At 57.3% G+C, this 16174-nt stretch carries 12 protein-coding genes and 1 pseudogene; 7 read left to right on the forward strand and 6 right to left on the reverse strand.

The window, feature by feature from the left end:
• The first annotated feature begins 241 nt into the window (after nucleotides 1-241).
• From ACA066_RS12310 to ACA066_RS12330, 5 genes are all read left to right on the forward strand, one after another.
• Nucleotides 242-1726: an NCS1 family nucleobase:cation symporter-1 gene (locus ACA066_RS12310; protein WP_497699431.1), complete on the forward strand. Its 1485-nt coding sequence runs from the start codon at nucleotides 242-244 to the stop codon at nucleotides 1724-1726.
• 143 nt (nucleotides 1727-1869) lie between these two features.
• A complete protein-coding gene (locus ACA066_RS12315; RefSeq protein ID WP_497699432.1) occupies nucleotides 1870-3153 on the forward strand; it encodes a Zn-dependent hydrolase in 1284 nt (427 codons plus the stop codon).
• A gap of 217 nt (nucleotides 3154-3370) precedes the next feature.
• Nucleotides 3371-4867, forward strand: a complete 1497-nt coding sequence (locus tag ACA066_RS12320) for a helix-turn-helix transcriptional regulator (protein ID WP_497699433.1) — start codon at nucleotides 3371-3373, stop codon at nucleotides 4865-4867.
• A gap of 176 nt (nucleotides 4868-5043) precedes the next feature.
• Nucleotides 5044-5280, forward strand: coding sequence for a DUF1652 domain-containing protein (locus tag ACA066_RS12325; RefSeq protein ID WP_497699434.1), 237 nt, complete (start codon nucleotides 5044-5046; stop codon nucleotides 5278-5280).
• A 506-nt stretch (nucleotides 5281-5786) separates the two neighbouring features.
• A complete protein-coding gene (locus tag ACA066_RS12330) occupies nucleotides 5787-7460 on the forward strand; it encodes a hypothetical protein (RefSeq protein WP_497699435.1) in 1674 nt (557 codons plus the stop codon).
• A gap of 447 nt (nucleotides 7461-7907) precedes the next feature.
• Here ACA066_RS12330 and ACA066_RS12335 read toward each other — a convergent pair.
• Nucleotides 7908-8470 (reverse strand): annotated as a pseudogene (locus ACA066_RS12335) (SDR family oxidoreductase); the annotation flags it as partial.
• Nucleotides 8471-8603: 133 nt separating this feature from the next.
• Between ACA066_RS12335 and ACA066_RS12340 the strand changes: the two are divergent.
• Entirely contained in the window at nucleotides 8604-9947 is a 1344-nt protein-coding gene (locus ACA066_RS12340) for a hypothetical protein (protein WP_497699436.1), read from the forward strand.
• A 147-nt stretch (nucleotides 9948-10094) separates the two neighbouring features.
• Here the strand turns inward: ACA066_RS12340 and ACA066_RS12345 are convergent, their stop codons facing one another.
• The 5 genes from ACA066_RS12345 to ACA066_RS12365 all read right to left on the reverse strand — a co-directional run bounded on the left by ACA066_RS12345 (nucleotide 10095) and on the right by ACA066_RS12365 (nucleotide 14205).
• On the reverse strand, nucleotides 10095-10862 hold the full coding sequence (locus tag ACA066_RS12345) for an SDR family oxidoreductase (protein WP_497699437.1): 768 nt from the start codon (nucleotides 10860-10862) through the stop codon (nucleotides 10095-10097).
• Between the two features lie 38 nt (nucleotides 10863-10900).
• The gene (locus ACA066_RS12350; protein ID WP_497699438.1) at nucleotides 10901-11968 is read right to left on the reverse strand and encodes a phosphotransferase family protein; all 1068 of its coding nucleotides are present in this window, start codon (nucleotides 11966-11968) and stop codon (nucleotides 10901-10903) included.
• A 143-nt stretch (nucleotides 11969-12111) separates the two neighbouring features.
• A complete protein-coding gene (locus ACA066_RS12355) occupies nucleotides 12112-13095 on the reverse strand; it encodes a 2-hydroxyacid dehydrogenase (protein WP_497699439.1) in 984 nt (327 codons plus the stop codon).
• A gap of 112 nt (nucleotides 13096-13207) precedes the next feature.
• Nucleotides 13208-13792, reverse strand: a complete 585-nt coding sequence (locus tag ACA066_RS12360; protein WP_497699440.1) for a TetR/AcrR family transcriptional regulator — start codon at nucleotides 13790-13792, stop codon at nucleotides 13208-13210.
• 29 nt (nucleotides 13793-13821) lie between these two features.
• Nucleotides 13822-14205, reverse strand: coding sequence for a tautomerase family protein (locus tag ACA066_RS12365; protein WP_497699862.1), 384 nt, complete (start codon nucleotides 14203-14205; stop codon nucleotides 13822-13824).
• A 397-nt stretch (nucleotides 14206-14602) separates the two neighbouring features.
• Here ACA066_RS12365 and ACA066_RS12370 point away from each other — a divergent pair, with 397 nt between their 5' ends.
• Entirely contained in the window at nucleotides 14603-15883 is a 1281-nt protein-coding gene (locus ACA066_RS12370; RefSeq protein WP_497699441.1) for an HAAAP family serine/threonine permease, read from the forward strand.
• Nucleotides 15884-16174 lie beyond the last annotated feature (291 nt).

Raw genomic sequence — 16174 nt, forward strand, 5'->3', positions numbered from 1 at the left:
GAAAAAAATATCGACGCACCAGATTGAGTCCTGACTGTTCGGACAACTCGCCTGGCGTTTAGCCTGAGCGTGCAGACAAGTCGCCGAAGACTCACTCGTGATATGAATAAAACCGATCAACATCAGTTGTTTACAAACGTTTTATGGAACTGCCCGATGCGTAATCGGGGTGCCCGGCACGTTTATTGATGCCGCCAGCCCCTGATGAGCAAAAAACAATTCAAAGAACAGTGGAGCGGCCATGCAACAGATCAGATCGCAAGTGACCGAGCGCGACGGCTTGTTCGAGCTCGAAGCCGGCAGCGATGTCCTCGACAGTCCCCGTTACAACCACGACATGGCACCCACCAAGGTGCAGGAACGAACCTGGAACAAATGGCACATCACCGCGCTGTGGATCGGCATGTCGATTTGCGTGCCGACCTACACCCTCGGCGGGGTGCTGACCGCCTATTTCGGCCTGACGGTCGGCGAAGCGCTGTTGGCTATTCTGTTCGCCAACATCATTGTGTTGATCCCCCTGACATTGAACGCCTTCCCTGGCACCAAGTACGGCATTCCATTTCCGGTATTGCTTCGCTCGTCGTTCGGTATTCTCGGTTCCAACATTCCTTGCCTGATTCGCGCGCTGGTGGCGTGTGGCTGGTTCGGCATCCAGACGATGTTCGGCGGGCTGGCGATTCACCTGTTTCTGGGCTCGGTGTTCGAGGGCTGGAAGTCCCTCGGCGGTACCGGTGAAGTCATCGGTTTCATGGTGTTCTGGGCGCTGAACCTGTGGGTGGTCCTGCGCGGTGCCGAGTCGATCAAATGGCTGGAAACCCTGTCCGCGCCGCTGTTGGTGCTGGTCGGGTTGGGGCTGTTGGTCTGGGCGATGCCGAATGTATCGATGACTGAGTTGCTGGCGATCCCGGCCAAGCGTCCGGAAGGGGCGAGCGTGGTCAGTTACTTCGCCGCCGGTTTGACCGCGATGGTCGGCTTCTGGGCCACGTTGTCGCTGAACATTCCGGACTTCAGCCGCTACGCCAAAAGCCAGAAGGACCAGATCCTCGGGCAGATTTTCGGCTTGCCGCTGACCATGTTCCTGTTCGCATCATTGGGCGTGGTGATGACCGCCGCGTCGGTGAAACTGGTGGGCGTGACCGTCTCCGATCCGGTGACTTTGATCGGCCATATCCAGAGCCCGGTCTGGGTCGCGCTGGCCATGGCGCTGATCATCGTCGCCACGCTCTCCACCAACACCGCCGCCAACATTGTTTCGCCGACCAACGACTTCCAGAACATCGCACCGAAGGTGATCAACCGCACCAAAGCGGTGTTGCTCACCGGTCTGGTGGGGTTGTTGCTGATGGGCCATGAGCTGTTGAAAAAGCTTGGCTTGATTGTCTCGGACGTGAGCCTGGAAACGGTCTATTCGAACTGGCTGCTGGGCTATTCCAGCCTGCTCGGCCCGATCGCCGGGATCATGGTGGTGGATTATTTCCTGATCAAGAAACAGCAACTGGATCTGGCAGGGTTGTATCGCGATGACGTGTATCCGGCGTGGAACTGGTTCGGGTTTATCGCGTTTGGTGTGCCGGTGGTGTTGACGCTGCTGTCGCTGGGTAGCGATGCGTTCAGCTGGTTTTACAGCTATGGCTGGTTCACTGGTTCGGCGCTGGGCGGGGTGATTTATTACGGGTTGTGCTCGATGCGGCCTAGCCCGTCTGTAGCGAAATCTCCGGTGTGACGGATGGCCCCATCGCGAGCAGGCTCGCTCCCACAGGGGAAACGCATTCCAAATGTGGGAGCGAGCCTGCTCGCGAAGGCGGCGGCACAAACACCAAAAAATTCGCCTGAAAAAACCTATAACAACTGCCTGAGGAGATCACCATGAACGCTGCCGTAGACGTTCTGCAATCCACCCATCAGCACATCAACCGCGACCGCCTGTGGCAGTCGCTCATGGACCTGGCCAAATTCGGCGCCACCGTCAAGGGCGGCGTCTGTCGCCTGGCCCTGACCGACCTCGATCGTCAGGCCCGCGATATCTTCGTCAAGTGGTGCGAGGAGGCTGGCTGCACCGTCAGCATCGACGCCGTCGGCAACATCTTCGCCCGCCGCGCCGGCCGCAACCCGAACCTGCCGCCGGTGATGACCGGCAGCCACATCGACACCCAACCCACCGGCGGCAAGTTCGACGGCTGCTTCGGTGTGCTCGCCGGCGTCGAAGTCCTGCGCACCCTCAACGACCTCGGCGTGGAAACCGAAGCGCCGCTGGAAGTGGTGGTCTGGACTAACGAGGAAGGCTCGCGCTTCGCCCCATGCATGATGGGCTCCGGCGTGTTCGCGGAAAAATTCACCCTTGAAGAAACCCTGGCCAAGGTCGACGCCGAAGGCATCACCGTTGGCGAAGCACTGAACGCGATTGGCTACGCCGGTCCGCGCAAGGTCAGCGGTCACGCCGTCGGCGCCTATTTCGAAGCCCACATCGAACAAGGCCCGATCCTTGAGGACGAACGCAAAACCATAGGCGTGGTGATGGGCGCTCTCGGGCAAAAATGGTTCGACCTGAAATTGCGCGGTGTCGAAGCCCACGCCGGCCCGACCCCGATGCACCTGCGCAAGGACGCACTGGTCGGCGCCGCCGTGATTGTCGGTGCCGTCAATCGCGCCGCCCTCGGCCATCAACCTCACGCCTGCGGCACCGTCGGTTGCCTGCAAGCCTATCCCGGCTCGCGCAACGTCATTCCCGGCGAAGTACGCATGACCCTCGACTTCCGTCATCTGGAACCGGCACGCCTGGATTCGATGATCGCCGAAGTCCGCGAAGTGATCGAAACCACCTGCGAAGAACACGGCCTGACCTTTGAACTGACACCGACCGCCGACTTCCCACCGCTGTACTTCGACAAGGGCTGCGTCGAAGCGGTACGCGGCGCCGCTCAAGGGCTTGGCTTGTCGCACATGGACATCGTCAGCGGAGCAGGGCACGACGCAATCTTCCTCGCCGAACTCGGCCCGGCCGGGATGATCTTCGTCCCGTGCGAGGGCGGCATCAGCCACAACGAAATCGAAAACGCCGCACCGGATGATCTGGCGGCAGGGTGTGCGGTGCTGTTGCGGGCGATGCTGGCGGCGTCGGCGGCGATTGCGGGTGGTCAACTGGCGGTATGAAGATCCGGCCGGTGGCAACGTGACCTTGTAGGAGCGAGCTTGCTCGCGATGGACGTCAACGATAATGCGTGCAGCCTGGATGAACGCGGCCTCCTGACGTTTTTCGCGAGCAAGCTCGCTCCTACAGAGGAACAACGCGCGCCGCACGATCCCGACCCCTCGCGGTCGTAATCTTCACAGCGCGCCACGTTGGCGCTCCCGCCATTGTGGAGATCCAATGAGCCAGGACGTCCTGACCACCGAGACCAATCGCCGTCAGTTGCAGCAGATCATCGCCGGCCTGTCCGACGGCGTGATCCTGCTGGAGCTGGACCAGACCATCCTTTGGGCCAACAAAGCCGCGCTGACCATGCACGGTGTCAGCCGGATCAGCGACCTGGGTGCCAATGCCGGGGAGTACGCCAAGCGCTTCGCCTTGCGCTATCGCAACAACCATCCGGTCCCCGCCGACAACTACCCGATCAACCGCGTGGCGCGTGGCGAGACGTTCAGCGATGTGCTGGTGGAAGTGACTCAGCTCGAAGACGAAGAGCATACCTGGGTCCACAACGTGCGCAGCATGGTCCTGGCCGACAGTGGTGGCGAACCGGAGTCGCTGGTGCTGATCATGGACGATGTCACCGAGTGGGCCAGCGCTGAACAGCGCTTCGAAAAGACCTTCAACGCCAATCCGGCCCCGGCTGTGATCTGCCGCCTCAGCGATCTGCGTTACATCAAGGTCAATGCGGGTTTTCTGGAAATGACCGGCTATACCCGCGATCAGGTCATCGGCGTTTCGACCTATGAGCTGGACATCCTCGAGGGCGCGGAAAAGAAAGACCTGGCGATCGAGCGCTTGCGCGAGCACGCCACCATTCCCCAGATGCAGGCCGAGCTGAAAGTGGCCGAGGGCGGCAGCAAACAAGTGATCGTTGCGGGTCAGCCCCTTGAACTCAACGACGAAGATTGCATGCTGTTTTCCTTCGTCGACATGGAGCCCCGGCACAAGGCTGAAGTAGCGCTGCGTCAGAGTGAAGAACGGTTTGCCAAAGCGTTTCGCCTGACGCCCGTACCGATCCTGGTGTGCAACGCCAGTGATCAGGTGGTGCTGGACGTCAATGAGGCGTTTCTCGAAACGCTCAGCTACCCGAGTGAAGAAGTGCTCGGCAAGACCATCGCAGAGATCGATTTCATCCACGACAAGGGCGCACGCGCACGGCTGTTCGCGGCGATGGAGAAAACCGGAACGCTGGATCGCATCGATGTCAGCGTGCGCAAGAAAGACAGCGACCTGATCGAGTGCGCGATTTCCGCCGACACCGTGAACATTCACGACAACCCGTGCTACCTGCTGGTGTTGATGAACATCACCGAGCGCAAACGCACCGAGCTGGAGTTGGTGGCGGCTATTGAAGAAGTGATGAAAGACGCGTCCTGGTTCAGCCGCACGCTGATCGAAAAACTTGCCAACGTGAAGAGCGTCAACTCACCAAAATTGCCCAGTGTGTCGTTCACCGATCTGACGGCCCGGGAGCGTGATGTCCTTAGCCTGATTTGCGAAGGCCTGGCCGACAAGGAAATCGCAGCGCGCCTGAAACTGGCCCCCAATACCGTGCGCAATCACGTGTCGACGGTTTATTCCAAGCTCAATGTGCACAGTCGCAGCGAGGCCATCGTCTGGGCGCGCGAGCGCGGATTATTTTCAAGCGAGAGACGACCCAAGGGGCAGCGTTAAGGTGCAAATGCACTACCTGAGGCAGTGCAAATGGATGTTCTGATCGGGCTCGGCGGTTCTTAGGCTGGAAGGGTGCGATACGAGTCTTCGTGTCCCCTCCGATACATGAAAAGGAACCGTTACATGGTCACGTTAACAGCGCGATTTTTTATGCGCCGCCGCCAAGGTGAATTGCAATGATTTCCCTGGCGCAATTACGCCTGCAACTGGAACGCAGCTTTTCGCCGCTAGCCTGTGAATGCACGCTCACGGGGGACCATTCGTTGACGGTGAAGCTATATCACCCGGTGTCGGGGCAGGTGGATCTGGTGGTCAGCGGGTTGAGCGTAACAGCGCTCCGCACCCCGGATGCCGTGCAGGCACTGGTTGAAGAGCTGCGCTACGAACTCGAAAGCAACACCCTGCATCAATGAGCCCCCATACTTTAGGAAATGACTGACAGTTCAACGGGAAGAACACATTGTTTTTTTCTGTGGCCGGATCGTGGACTTTCCAGCGTAGTTTTGTTGTCACAAAAAATGAGCACATCATTTCTCGCAGGTCAGCCTAATGAACAGTCTTGGGAAACGCGTTTCTACACCGTTATCGCTCGCCTTCTGCGCCGCCCTACTTGGCGGTTGCGCAAGCCCGCCACCTCCACCGCCCGCCGCGCCGCCCCCGATTCCCCAACGCACTTGTGAAACGTCTGAAAAAACCGACGTGCTGGGCGATGTGCGGGCGGAGGAGGGGCAGGTGACGCGGGAGACTACTGCGACTCGTTGCGTCACTCAGTAGCCTCGTGCTGTTCCGGTAGTTCGGTTTTTTATCGCGATTTGATCTAGAGGAACTGTCATTTCTGACAGTTCTTTCGTGCGTGCATTTTCTTGATAGTCGAGTGGTCAGTTTTCTAGTTACCACCACCGAATATCGGGATGATGCCATGACCATTAAAGTCAACGCCGACAAAGCCATATACAAGAGCTCCCCTTGGGAAGAAACCACGTTGCGGATTAATGGCGTGGTGGTGAAGTGGGGTGATCCCGTCTTTATTGATCGAGCGCGAGAAAACACTCTGGAAGTGGAGGCTCCGCAGGGATTTGCGAAGGAGTTGCGACTTGGTTTGGGTAATGCTGGAAACCTGACCTTCAAGGCATTTCCGGACTTCGGAACCCCAGTCGAGCAACCGTTCGAATGGACAATTACCCCGGACTACACCAGCAAAAGTGCTCGTATCGAAGTGGTTATTTATAGTGCCGAAGTGGACGAGCCTTGGCCGCTTGAATGCTATGTGATGTCAGAAAATCTCGCAGATGAAGTGGAAGAGTTCCTGGTGAACGGTGAACCTTACGAGCCTGATTATAATTGGGGATTCAGGAATGAATCCACGACCATCACGTTGGCCTACAAACCAGATAGCCCACTAGCAAAATACCCACTGCTGCAGCTGTTAGGTGTCCCTCTCACTGGAATGAACGATGGAAACCTGACGGTGACACCGACTGGCAGCCATACGTGGAGTGTTGTGGCTGATACCAGCGGCACCTATAAGCTGGAATTGATGGGAACGGGCTTCTCCAACGGCATAGAGTCACCAGTCAGCAGGGTTGTTTCGCGCGAGCTAAAGGATGAGGTAACGGTTCAGATCAACGGAAAAGATGCGGAACCGGGCGCCATTTACTACAGAGGTGAAGAATGCACGCTGACGCTGGCTTACAAGCCGGGAAGCCCGTTGGAGGGTTATCGGATCGGGTTGTGGACGGGGCGATCGCCGCTCGTGACCTGCGTACCCGCGCCAGAGAGTTTCACCCGGGTCCATAGCTGGAAAATCACATTCGCGTCAGACAGGAGCGGCGTATTTCATTTTGAACTCGCGGCCGAGCATTTCGGGAGGGGGAACATAAAAATAGAGGGCAATAAACTGCTGTCAACAAAACTGGAGGATGAGGCAACGGTTTTGCTGGGTGGCGTTGCAATTCCGTCGAACGGGGCGGATTTCGCCGGAGGGGAACCCCATACACTCACGCTGTCTTACAAGAACGGAGATGTATTGAAAGGCGTTTCCTTGGCGCTTGACTGGATTCCTGGTTCAGGATTGTCATACGGCGACATGACCAGCCAACCGTCACTTCGTCAATTCACCAGTGACCACCAATGGAAAGTCACCTTGACAGCGTTTACGACGGGGACGTTTGGACTGAAGTTGTACACTGAAGGAGAGAGGGGAGTATGGACTTCGCCGAATAACCGGTTGTCAAAACCGAATTACTCAAGTGTAACTATGTACTTCGTCCAGATTCTTGACTCGCCTGCACCTTTGCCTCCTGAAACATTCAGAATCCCACGCTTCGCTACTTTTTCACCGAGCGTACAAGTGTCCTTCCTCCCCTTCCCTAAAGTCATTCCCGTACCGGGAGTCTCTGTAGAAATGGTAATTCCGGAAAAGAATAATTTTACCGCTCCAACGAATGCGAATGGCAAATGCGTTGCGCCTTTGATGTTCTACAATACTGTGGGTACGCGAGAGATAACTGCAACAGTGACGCTGCCCGACAACACAAAACGGACAGCGAAGGTGCTGATTGAAGTTTATAAACAAGAGGGGGAGACGGAATAGGCAACGGCGCGACAGCGGTACTGGCAATCGCGGCGATTGTTATCTCAGTTAACGAAATCGAGCTCGCGGCAACCCGGCATGTCGGTGATCGCATCCAAAAGAACGCTATCACCGACACACCGGGTTGCTACAAAGGCGTTTCCATACACTCGCAGTCAAGATTTAGGTACTGTTTGGAAGATTTTCGTCGAGGATAATGTTGCAAATTGGCGTGGTTTTTTTTGAGTTGAAGGCAACATTTGATGCATATCCCCCTTGGACCTGACCTTTCTTTTGGACGACATGAAAGTGTAAACGGTTGGTTGTTTATTTATGAAAATCTGTAGGTTTAGATGAATTGCCTATGGGGCTGTGCGTAGTGTTACGAGTCTTCTAACTATTTAAAGCATTGACAGCTTGCCCGTGGTGAAACTACCACGGGCAACAGTCACGGTTTCCGTATCTGAATCAGGACAGATACCCCCCATCTACATTCAACGAAACCCCAGTCGTATAACTGGAAGCATCACTCGCCAGATACAACACCGCCCCCGCCATTTCGCTTGGATCCGCCACCCGTTTGAGTGGGATCTGCTGCAGCGCGGTATTCAAGATCGCTTCATTCTTCACCAGCGCCGAAGCAAACTTGGTATCCGTCAGCCCAGGCAGCAACGCGTTACAACGAATCCCGAACTGCGCACATTCCTTGGCAAACACCTTCATGTTGATCACCGCGCCTTGGTCACCGAGTAGATGCCCAGGAAGATCCCCGGCGAGATGCCGTTGATCGACGCCACGTTGATGATGCTGCCGCCGCCGTTGTCGCGCATCAGCTTGCCGGCTTCGACCGGCATGTAGAAGTAACCACGAATGTTCACGTCGACGGTTTTCTGGAAGGCGCCAAGGTCCGTGTCCAGCACGTTGCAGAACTGCGGGTTGGTCGCGGCGTTGTTGACCAGGATGTCCAAACGGCCGAACTGTTCGCGAATGCCGGCGAATACCTGGCTGATCTGCTCCATTTCACCGATGTAGTTCAATTCTTGAGTGCTATAGCGATTCGTTCTAGCGTAACTGTCAAATTTGACAGTTACGAAGATCGCGTGTTTTCCCGATAGTCGAGTGGTTAGTTCTCTTAATTCCACCACCAATTATCGAGGCAACACCATGAGTAGCAAGACAAACGCGGAAACAGCCGAACGCTCGGTTTTGACGGAGAACCCTTGGAAACAGGCAAAATTGTTTGTGAATGGGAAAAATGTCTATTGGGATGAAGAGATTGTTTTGCGCCGTGGGCAGGCAAATACTGTGGAGTTGGAAGCTCTGCCGCCGATCGTCAGCACGCTGAAAATGGAGTTGGTCAATGATGATGGTTTGGCGGTCGGTACGTCCCCGGCGTTCGGCAGTTGGGTGCCGCTAACCGATGGCAAGGTAAAATGGACGGTCACACCGGAACAGGGCAAGAGTGGTCGCGTTACATTGGTTATTTTTAGCAGGGAAGTGGTGCAGGTCTGCGAGCGCCCAAGCTTGGTATTGTCAACTCATCTTGCTGATGAAGTGGATAAAGTGCTGGTAGAAGGTGCGGCTTATCCAGTCGACGGGATTGTGTTGTTTAGAGACGAGCCACAGACCATCACCTTGACTTTCAAGCCCGGCAGTCCGCTGCAAAACTTTCCGCTTCGTCTAATACCCACAGTGCTCACCGGGCTGCCGCCACACAGTCTGGTGGTGACCTCGGACGGCCCTCAAGAGTGGACGGTCAAGGCCACCAACTACAGCGGCACCTTCCAGCTGGATTTGGAGGCGATGAGCGCAATCACTGGCTTGAAGTTGCCTGTCAGCATGGTGTTATCGAGCAACCTGGCCGAAGAGGCTAAAGTTGAGATTGACGGTGTGACGGTTTCCCATATGACCATTTGGTTTCAACGCGAGAAACCGAGGACCATCAAGCTTGTCCCCAATGCAAACAGCCCACTGGCAGGCCTTCCAGTAACGCTCAAGTGCGCGATTGAAAGTGGGCTTGATGATGACAATGTGGTGAGCGCGCCGAGGTTTGACCTACCGCAACGGACCTACACTTGGACGGTCACCGGGAGGACAAAAAGCGGCATTTTCGAGCTTGGCCTGCACGGTCGCGGTATGCGTACGCCGATTACGTTACCGAGTTGCATAGTGATTTCGAGTGACCTCTCCGTTGAGGCTGACGTAACGATTGACGGTGCGCCGGATCCCGCCGATGGCGCTGAGTTTGTCCGCGACATTCCCCGAACTGTCAGGTTGATCCCCAAGCCAGATAGTCCAATGGCTGGCCGACCGGTGGCACTCAAGTGCACGATTAAAAGTGGGCTGACCCCTTTCAATGTGCAGAGTACGCCGTCGTTTAATAGTTTGAATTCGGACTACAGTTGGGAGGTGATCGGGAGGACCAATACCGGCACTTTCCAGTTGGGTTTACACCTTGGTGGTCTAGGGAATACACCGATTACCTTGGCGATCAGCAAGCTGGTGTAGGGTGGGATCTGGCGGAGCTTTGTGCATCTGTCCTCGTGCCATCCGACTCAAATCAACGAAATAGCCAATTAGAAATAAAAATGCCAGTCAGATTACCTGACTGGCATTAAGCCCTGAGGCTTCGTTTTGTTCATCCGGTGAAGCGCATCAGGACAAAAAACCACCATCCACATTCAACGAAACCCCGGTCGTATAACTGGAAGCATCACTCGCCAGATACAACACCGCCCCCGCCATTTCGCTTGGATCCGCCACCCGTTTGAGTGGGATCTGCTGCAGCGCGGTATTCAAGATCGCTTCATTCTTCACCAGCGCCGAAGCAAACTTGGTATCCGTCAGCCCAGGCAGCAATGCGTTGCAACGAATCCCGAACTGCGCACATTCCTTGGCGAACACCTTGGTCATGTTGATCACCGCAGCCTTGGTCACCGAATAGATGCCCTGGAAGATCCCCGGTGAGATGCCATTGATGGACGCAACGTTGATGATGCTGCCGCCGCCGTTGTCGCGCATCAGCTTGCCGGCTTCGACCGACATGAAGAAATAGCCGCGAATGTTGACGTCGACGGTTTTCTGGAAGGCGCCGAGGTCGGTGTCCAGTACGTTGCAGAACTGCGGGTTGGTCGCAGCGTTGTTGACCAGGATGTCCAGGCGGCCGAACTGTTCGCGGATGCCGGCGAAGACCTGGCTGATCTGTTCCATTTCACCGATATGGCAGGCGACAGCAGTGGCTTTGCCGCCGGCGGCAATGATCGCGTCGGCGACGTGTTGGCAGCCCTCGAGTTTGCGGCTCGAGACGATCACGTGGGCGCCTTGCTGGGCCAGGAGTTTGGCGATGGCTTCACCGATGCCACGGCTGGCGCCAGAGACGAAAGCGATCTTGCCGTCGAGGTCGAACAACTGAGTCTTGGACATGGGATTCCCTTGTGAAAAGTCTTATTGGATGGCCTGGATCAGAGGCTGGATTTCGAAATGACCTGCAAGCTCATCTGCTCCAGCAGTTTGTTCATGTGAATGAACTGCGCGAAGCGTTTGTCCTGGGTCTGACCATGGAAGAAGCGGTAGTAGATCTGTTGCACGATGCCGGCGAGGCGGAACAGGCCGTAGGTGTAGTAGAAGTCGAAGTTGTCGATCTGGATGCCCGAACGCTGGGCGTAATAATCGACGAACTCGCGGCGGGTCAGCATGCCCGGTGCGTGGCTCGGCTGGCGGCGCATCAGTTGCACCGGCGCCGGGTCGTCGGCTTCGATCCAGTAGGCGAGGGTGTTGCCCAGGTCCATCAGCGGGTCGCCGAGGGTGGTGAGTTCCCAGTCGAGCACGCCGATGATCTGCATCGGGTTGTTCGGGTCGAGGATCACGTTGTCGAAGCGGTAATCATTATGGACGATGCTCGATGTCGGGTGATCGGCGGGCATCTTGTCGTTGAGCCAGGCCTTGACTGCTTCCCACTGCGGCGCGTCCGGGGTCAGGGCTTTTTCGTAGCGGTCGCTCCAGCCTTTGATCTGCCGCGCCACATAACCTTCGGGCTTGCCGAGGTCGCCCAGGCCATAGGCCTTGTAGTCGACCTGGTGCAATTCGACGAACTTGTCGATGAAGCTTTTGCACAGGGCTTCGGTTTTCGCTGAATCCAGGCCCAGTTCCGGTGGCAGTTCGGCGCGCAGGATGATCCCCTTGACCCGTTCCATCACATAGAACTCGGCGCCGATCACCGATTCGTCAGTGCAATGCACGTAGGCTTTCGGGCAGTACGGAAAACCGTCGCGCAGTTGATTGAGGATACGAAATTCGCGACCCATGTCATGGGCGGACTTGGCCTTGTGGCCAAACGGCGGCCGGCGCAGGACGAATTCCTGTTCGGGGTATTCCAGCAAGTAGGTGAGGTTCGACGCACCGCCGGGGAACTGGCTGATCTGCGGCAAACCGCTGAGGCCCGGAATGTGGGCCTTGAGGTACGGATCGATCAGGCTGGCATCGAGTTCTTCGCCGGTGCGGATACGGGTGGACTGGTCAGTAAGCGCCATGCTTATCCCTTCTGCTTATTCTGGAGGCCTGAAACTATTGGCTAATCTAATGCGCACACCCCGCACTCACAACCACGATCGGCCCTTATAGGTGAGGGTGTTGCCGGGCAATCATTGTTTTTGATACACCTGTTTGAATTGTCCTACAGAGCGGCGTTGCTTTCGGGCGGCGTCGCCAATGCCGACGCCGGCAGGTCGATGGGGGTGAGCACCGGTTGGCCGGAAAAAAATGCCATCAGGTTGCGCCCGACCAGTTCAACGGTGCCCCGTGTCGCTTCGGGCGACAGGCCCGCGACGTGCGACGTGAGAATCACATTGCTCAGCGATTTCAGGGCATCCGGCACCTGTGGTTCATGATCGAAGACATCAAGGGCCGCGCCACCAATGCGTCGTTGCTCCAGGGCGCTGATCAGGTCGGTGGTCACCACCACGCTGGCCCGGGCGATGTTGACGAGGAACCCGTTGGGCCCCAATGCATCCAGCACCGATCGGTTGATCAGGCTACGGGTGCCGAGCCCGCCGGGCGTGGCCACCACCAGGAAATCCGAGGCGCGGGCCAGTTCGGTCGGTGTCGAGCAGAAACTGTACGGCACGTCACTGCGGTGCTGGCGGTTGTGGTAGCTGACAGTCATGTCAAAACCGTTGGCCGCGCGTTTGGCGATGGCCATGCCGACGGCGCCGAGGCCGAGAATGCCCAGGCGTTTGCCGGCCAGGGAAGGGCGCATGATTTTCGGCCACTCGCCTCGGCGCACGGCAGCATCGCAGCGGGGGATGTCACGCACCATCGAAAGCAGCATCGCCATCGCATGGTCGGCCACCGAAGAGGCGTTGACCCCCGCGCCGTTGGTGACCGTGATGCCCCGGTCGGCAGCGGCCTGCAGGTCGACCTGTTCGTAACCGGCACCAATCACGCAAATGATCTTCAGCGCCGGCAGTGCAGCGATTTCATCGGCATACAGGCCTAGCGGGCCGCGGGTCAGCACCGCATCGATACGCGCGCCGTGGGAAGAAATGGCTTCGGCCCGCTCGGCGGGGGTTGGCGCCAATATCAGGTGAAAGCCCTGATGTTCGAGAATCGGCAGGTAATCATTGATCGTTTCGACCAGTACCAGGACGGTTGCGGGCATGCTGGGCTCCTGTGGCTTGAATATCCCTAGAGATTGCTGGCTTCAAAACGCATGGGCAACGACCAAAGATCGCAGCACTGCCAGATGATCATAGCGGAACAGGAGCGCTAGGTTAGTGCGCTGTCAGAAAGGTGCGCGCAGCCTCCAGAATTTCATCGGACAAAGCATCGCCCCGGGTAGCCCGGGCGAGCGTCAGTGCGCCGACCATCAGGGCGTATTGCACCAACGCCTGTTGACGATCGCGGGCGTCGTCGCCGGTATCCATCAGCGGCGTGAACGTGTCGAGCAATGAGCCGAGGCCTTCCATGAAGGTTTGGCGCAGGCCGCTTTCGGCGGCTTCGTGGCACATGTCACCGGCAAACGCCACCACCGGGCAGCTATCGCCCGGATTGTCACGGCTGGCGGCCGACAGGTAGGGGCTGATCAAGGCCCGACGGGCGGCGTTCTTGTCTCCGTTGGCGGCAATCCAGTCTTTCCAACGGTCTGCCGATTGCTGGAATGCGCGGCCGCTGGCCTCCTGAGCCAGGGCTTCCCTGGACTCGAAATGCCCATAGAAGCCGCCATGGGTCAGGCCCGCCGCACCCATGACATCAATCACACTAATGCCGTGCAGACCCCGTTCGCGAAACAGCCGCGTGGCCGCCTCGACGATGATCTCGCGGTTGAGTTCGGCTTGCTTGCGGGAAACACGGGGCATTGGCGGCTCACAAAGATAAAGGATGGCGATCAGAGGGCGTACTGGGCAATTCCGTTGCCGAACGACCAGTTCTCTTTTTTCACTTCGACCAGATTAATGAATACATCCTCCAGTCGCACGGCCAATTCAGCGTTCAGGCTCTCGGCGATGGTTTTGTAGAGCAGCTTCTTCTGCTCGACGGTTCGGCCTTCGCTCAGGGTGATCTGGATCACCACCAGTTGGTCGGTGCGATGGATCCCCAGGTATTGCGGGTCAAAGATGAAGTGCTGCTCGTCGTGTTCGGCGAGGATCTGGAAATTATCGTTTTCCGGAACGCCGATGGCACTGTGCATGGCGGCGTAGATCAGCTGACCGATACGTTTGGCGCGGGTGGGGTCCTGATGCTTTTTGATGTCGATGCGAACCAGTGGCATGGCACTACCCTCAAGCAGAATGAAGATTGCTTCAAAATACATGACGACAAACCTTTATCAAGTCGAGTCTGCATTTGGCGATGAAACGCACCGGACGCGAATCTCCAACGCCGTGAAGAACCCTGTGGGAGCGAGACCGGCTTGCCGGCGATGGCGGTGGATCAGACAGAATCCATGTTGAATGTGCCATCGTCTTCGCGAGCAGGCTCGCTCCCACAGGGGCGTGAGAAATTCGTATATTCAACTGATCCGCACCACCATTCCTCACCTAAGTCTTTGCTTCTGCTCATTAATCCCGGACAATCGCGCCCCTGTTTCGGCCAGGGCGCTGCCTGTCGGATTTTTCCGACTCGTCCTGACCGGGTAGCAACTGACCGGAATGCGGAGATCCCACCGGATGAATGATCAGGCCAATAGCGTCAACGAACGCTATGTAGCGGCGAAACCTGTCAGCCTTGAAGGCTGGAATCGCCATGACACCACCTGGATGCTGGGCCTGTTTGGCACGGCCATTGGGGCCGGTACGCTGTTTTTGCCGATCAACGCAGGCTTGGGCGGTTTCTGGCCGTTGCTGATCCTGGCGCTGCTGGCGTTCCCCATGACTTTTTACGCACACCGTGGCCTGACCCGTTTCGTATTGTCCGGACGCGAAGGCGCGGACATCACCGAAGTGGTGGAAGAACACTTCGGCATCAAGGCCGGTGCGCTGATTACCTTGCTGTACTTCTTCGCGATCTTTCCGATCCTGCTGATCTACAGCGTGGCCCTGACCAACACCGTCGGCAGTTTCCTCGAGCACCAACTGCACATCATGCCGCCACCGCGCGCCGTGTTGTCGTTTGTGCTGATCCTCGGCCTGCTGGCGGTGGTGCGTTGCGGTGAGCAGGTGATCGTCAAGGCCATGAGCCTGATGGTGTATCCGTTTATCGTGGCGTTGCTGTTCCTGGCGGTGTTCCTGGTTCCGCACTGGAATGGTGGCATCCTGACCACCGCATCGACGCTGCCTGAGCCGTCGGCGCTGTTGCACACTTTGTGGCTGGCGATTCCGGTGATGGTGTTCTCGTTCAACCATTCGCCGATCATCTCGGCGTTCGCGGTGGACCAGAAGCGTCGCTACGGTGACCACGCCGAGGAACGCAGCTCGCAGATCCTGTCCCGCGCGCATGTGTTGATGGTGGTGATGGTGCTGTTCTTCGTGTTCAGCTGCGTGCTGACCCTGTCGCCGGCGCAACTGGCGGAAGCGAAGGCGCAGAACCTGTCAATCCTGTCGTACCTGGCTAATCACTTCAGCAACCCGACGATCGCGTTTGCGGCGCCGTTGATTGCGTTCGTGGCGATTTCCAAGTCGTTCCTGGGTCACTACATCGGTGCCAGTGAGGGTCTTAAAGGCCTGATCGTGAAGAGTGGCAAGCGCCCGGCGCCCAAGACGCTGGATCGCATGACCGCGGCGTTCATGCTGGTGGTTTGCTGGATTGTTGCGACGCTGAACCCGAGCATTCTGGGGATGATTGAAACCCTGGGTGGGCCGATCATCGCAGCGATTCTGTTCCTGATGCCGATGTATGCGATTCGTAAGGTGCCGGCGATGGCGCGCTTCCGTGGTCAGGCGTCGAATGTGTTTGTGACGGCGGTGGGTTTGGTGGCTATTTCGGCGTTGATTTATTCGTTGAGTGCCTGATTGCTGCAGCTCGTTTGATTTGATTTGTTGGAATGAATGACGGCTGATCCGCTTTGCGGGTTGGCCGTTTTTTTTGGTGAGTGTCGGATATTGCAGACGTACCCGGAACCCCTGTAGAAGCTGGCTTGCTAGCGATGGCGGCCTAATAGGCGACCTATATTGTGTTGACCGAGTACATATCCATTCCTGCGGTAACGGCGGCTATTGGTTCCGCCCTTACGGCGGGTTACTTGGAAAAGCGCCAAGTAACCAAGCGCCTGCGCCCCTGACGTACGGTGGCTCGCCTAGGCT

This window comes from Pseudomonas sp. LBUM1651, from assembly GCF_059716135.1.

Bases quoted from the DNA above. Each gene is read 5' to 3' on its own strand.
- ACA066_RS12310 (WP_497699431.1), top strand. From the start codon at position 242: ATGCAACAGATCAGATCGCAAGTGACCGAGCGCGACGGCTTGTTCGAG.
- ACA066_RS12315 (WP_497699432.1), top strand. From the start codon at position 1,870: ATGAACGCTGCCGTAGACGTTCTGCAATCCACCCATCAGCACATCAAC.
- ACA066_RS12320 (WP_497699433.1), top strand. From the start codon at position 3,371: ATGAGCCAGGACGTCCTGACCACCGAGACCAATCGCCGTCAGTTGCAG.
- ACA066_RS12325 (WP_497699434.1), top strand. From the start codon at position 5,044: ATGATTTCCCTGGCGCAATTACGCCTGCAACTGGAACGCAGCTTTTCG.
- ACA066_RS12330 (WP_497699435.1), top strand. From the start codon at position 5,787: ATGACCATTAAAGTCAACGCCGACAAAGCCATATACAAGAGCTCCCCT.
- ACA066_RS12340 (WP_497699436.1), top strand. From the start codon at position 8,604: ATGAGTAGCAAGACAAACGCGGAAACAGCCGAACGCTCGGTTTTGACG.
- ACA066_RS12345 (WP_497699437.1), bottom strand. From the start codon at position 10,862: ATGTCCAAGACTCAGTTGTTCGACCTCGACGGCAAGATCGCTTTCGTC.
- ACA066_RS12350 (WP_497699438.1), bottom strand. From the start codon at position 11,968: ATGGCGCTTACTGACCAGTCCACCCGTATCCGCACCGGCGAAGAACTC.
- ACA066_RS12355 (WP_497699439.1), bottom strand. From the start codon at position 13,095: ATGCCCGCAACCGTCCTGGTACTGGTCGAAACGATCAATGATTACCTG.
- ACA066_RS12360 (WP_497699440.1), bottom strand. From the start codon at position 13,792: ATGCCCCGTGTTTCCCGCAAGCAAGCCGAACTCAACCGCGAGATCATC.
- ACA066_RS12365 (WP_497699862.1), bottom strand. From the start codon at position 14,205: ATGCCACTGGTTCGCATCGACATCAAAAAGCATCAGGACCCCACCCGC.
- ACA066_RS12370 (WP_497699441.1), top strand. From the start codon at position 14,603: ATGAATGATCAGGCCAATAGCGTCAACGAACGCTATGTAGCGGCGAAA.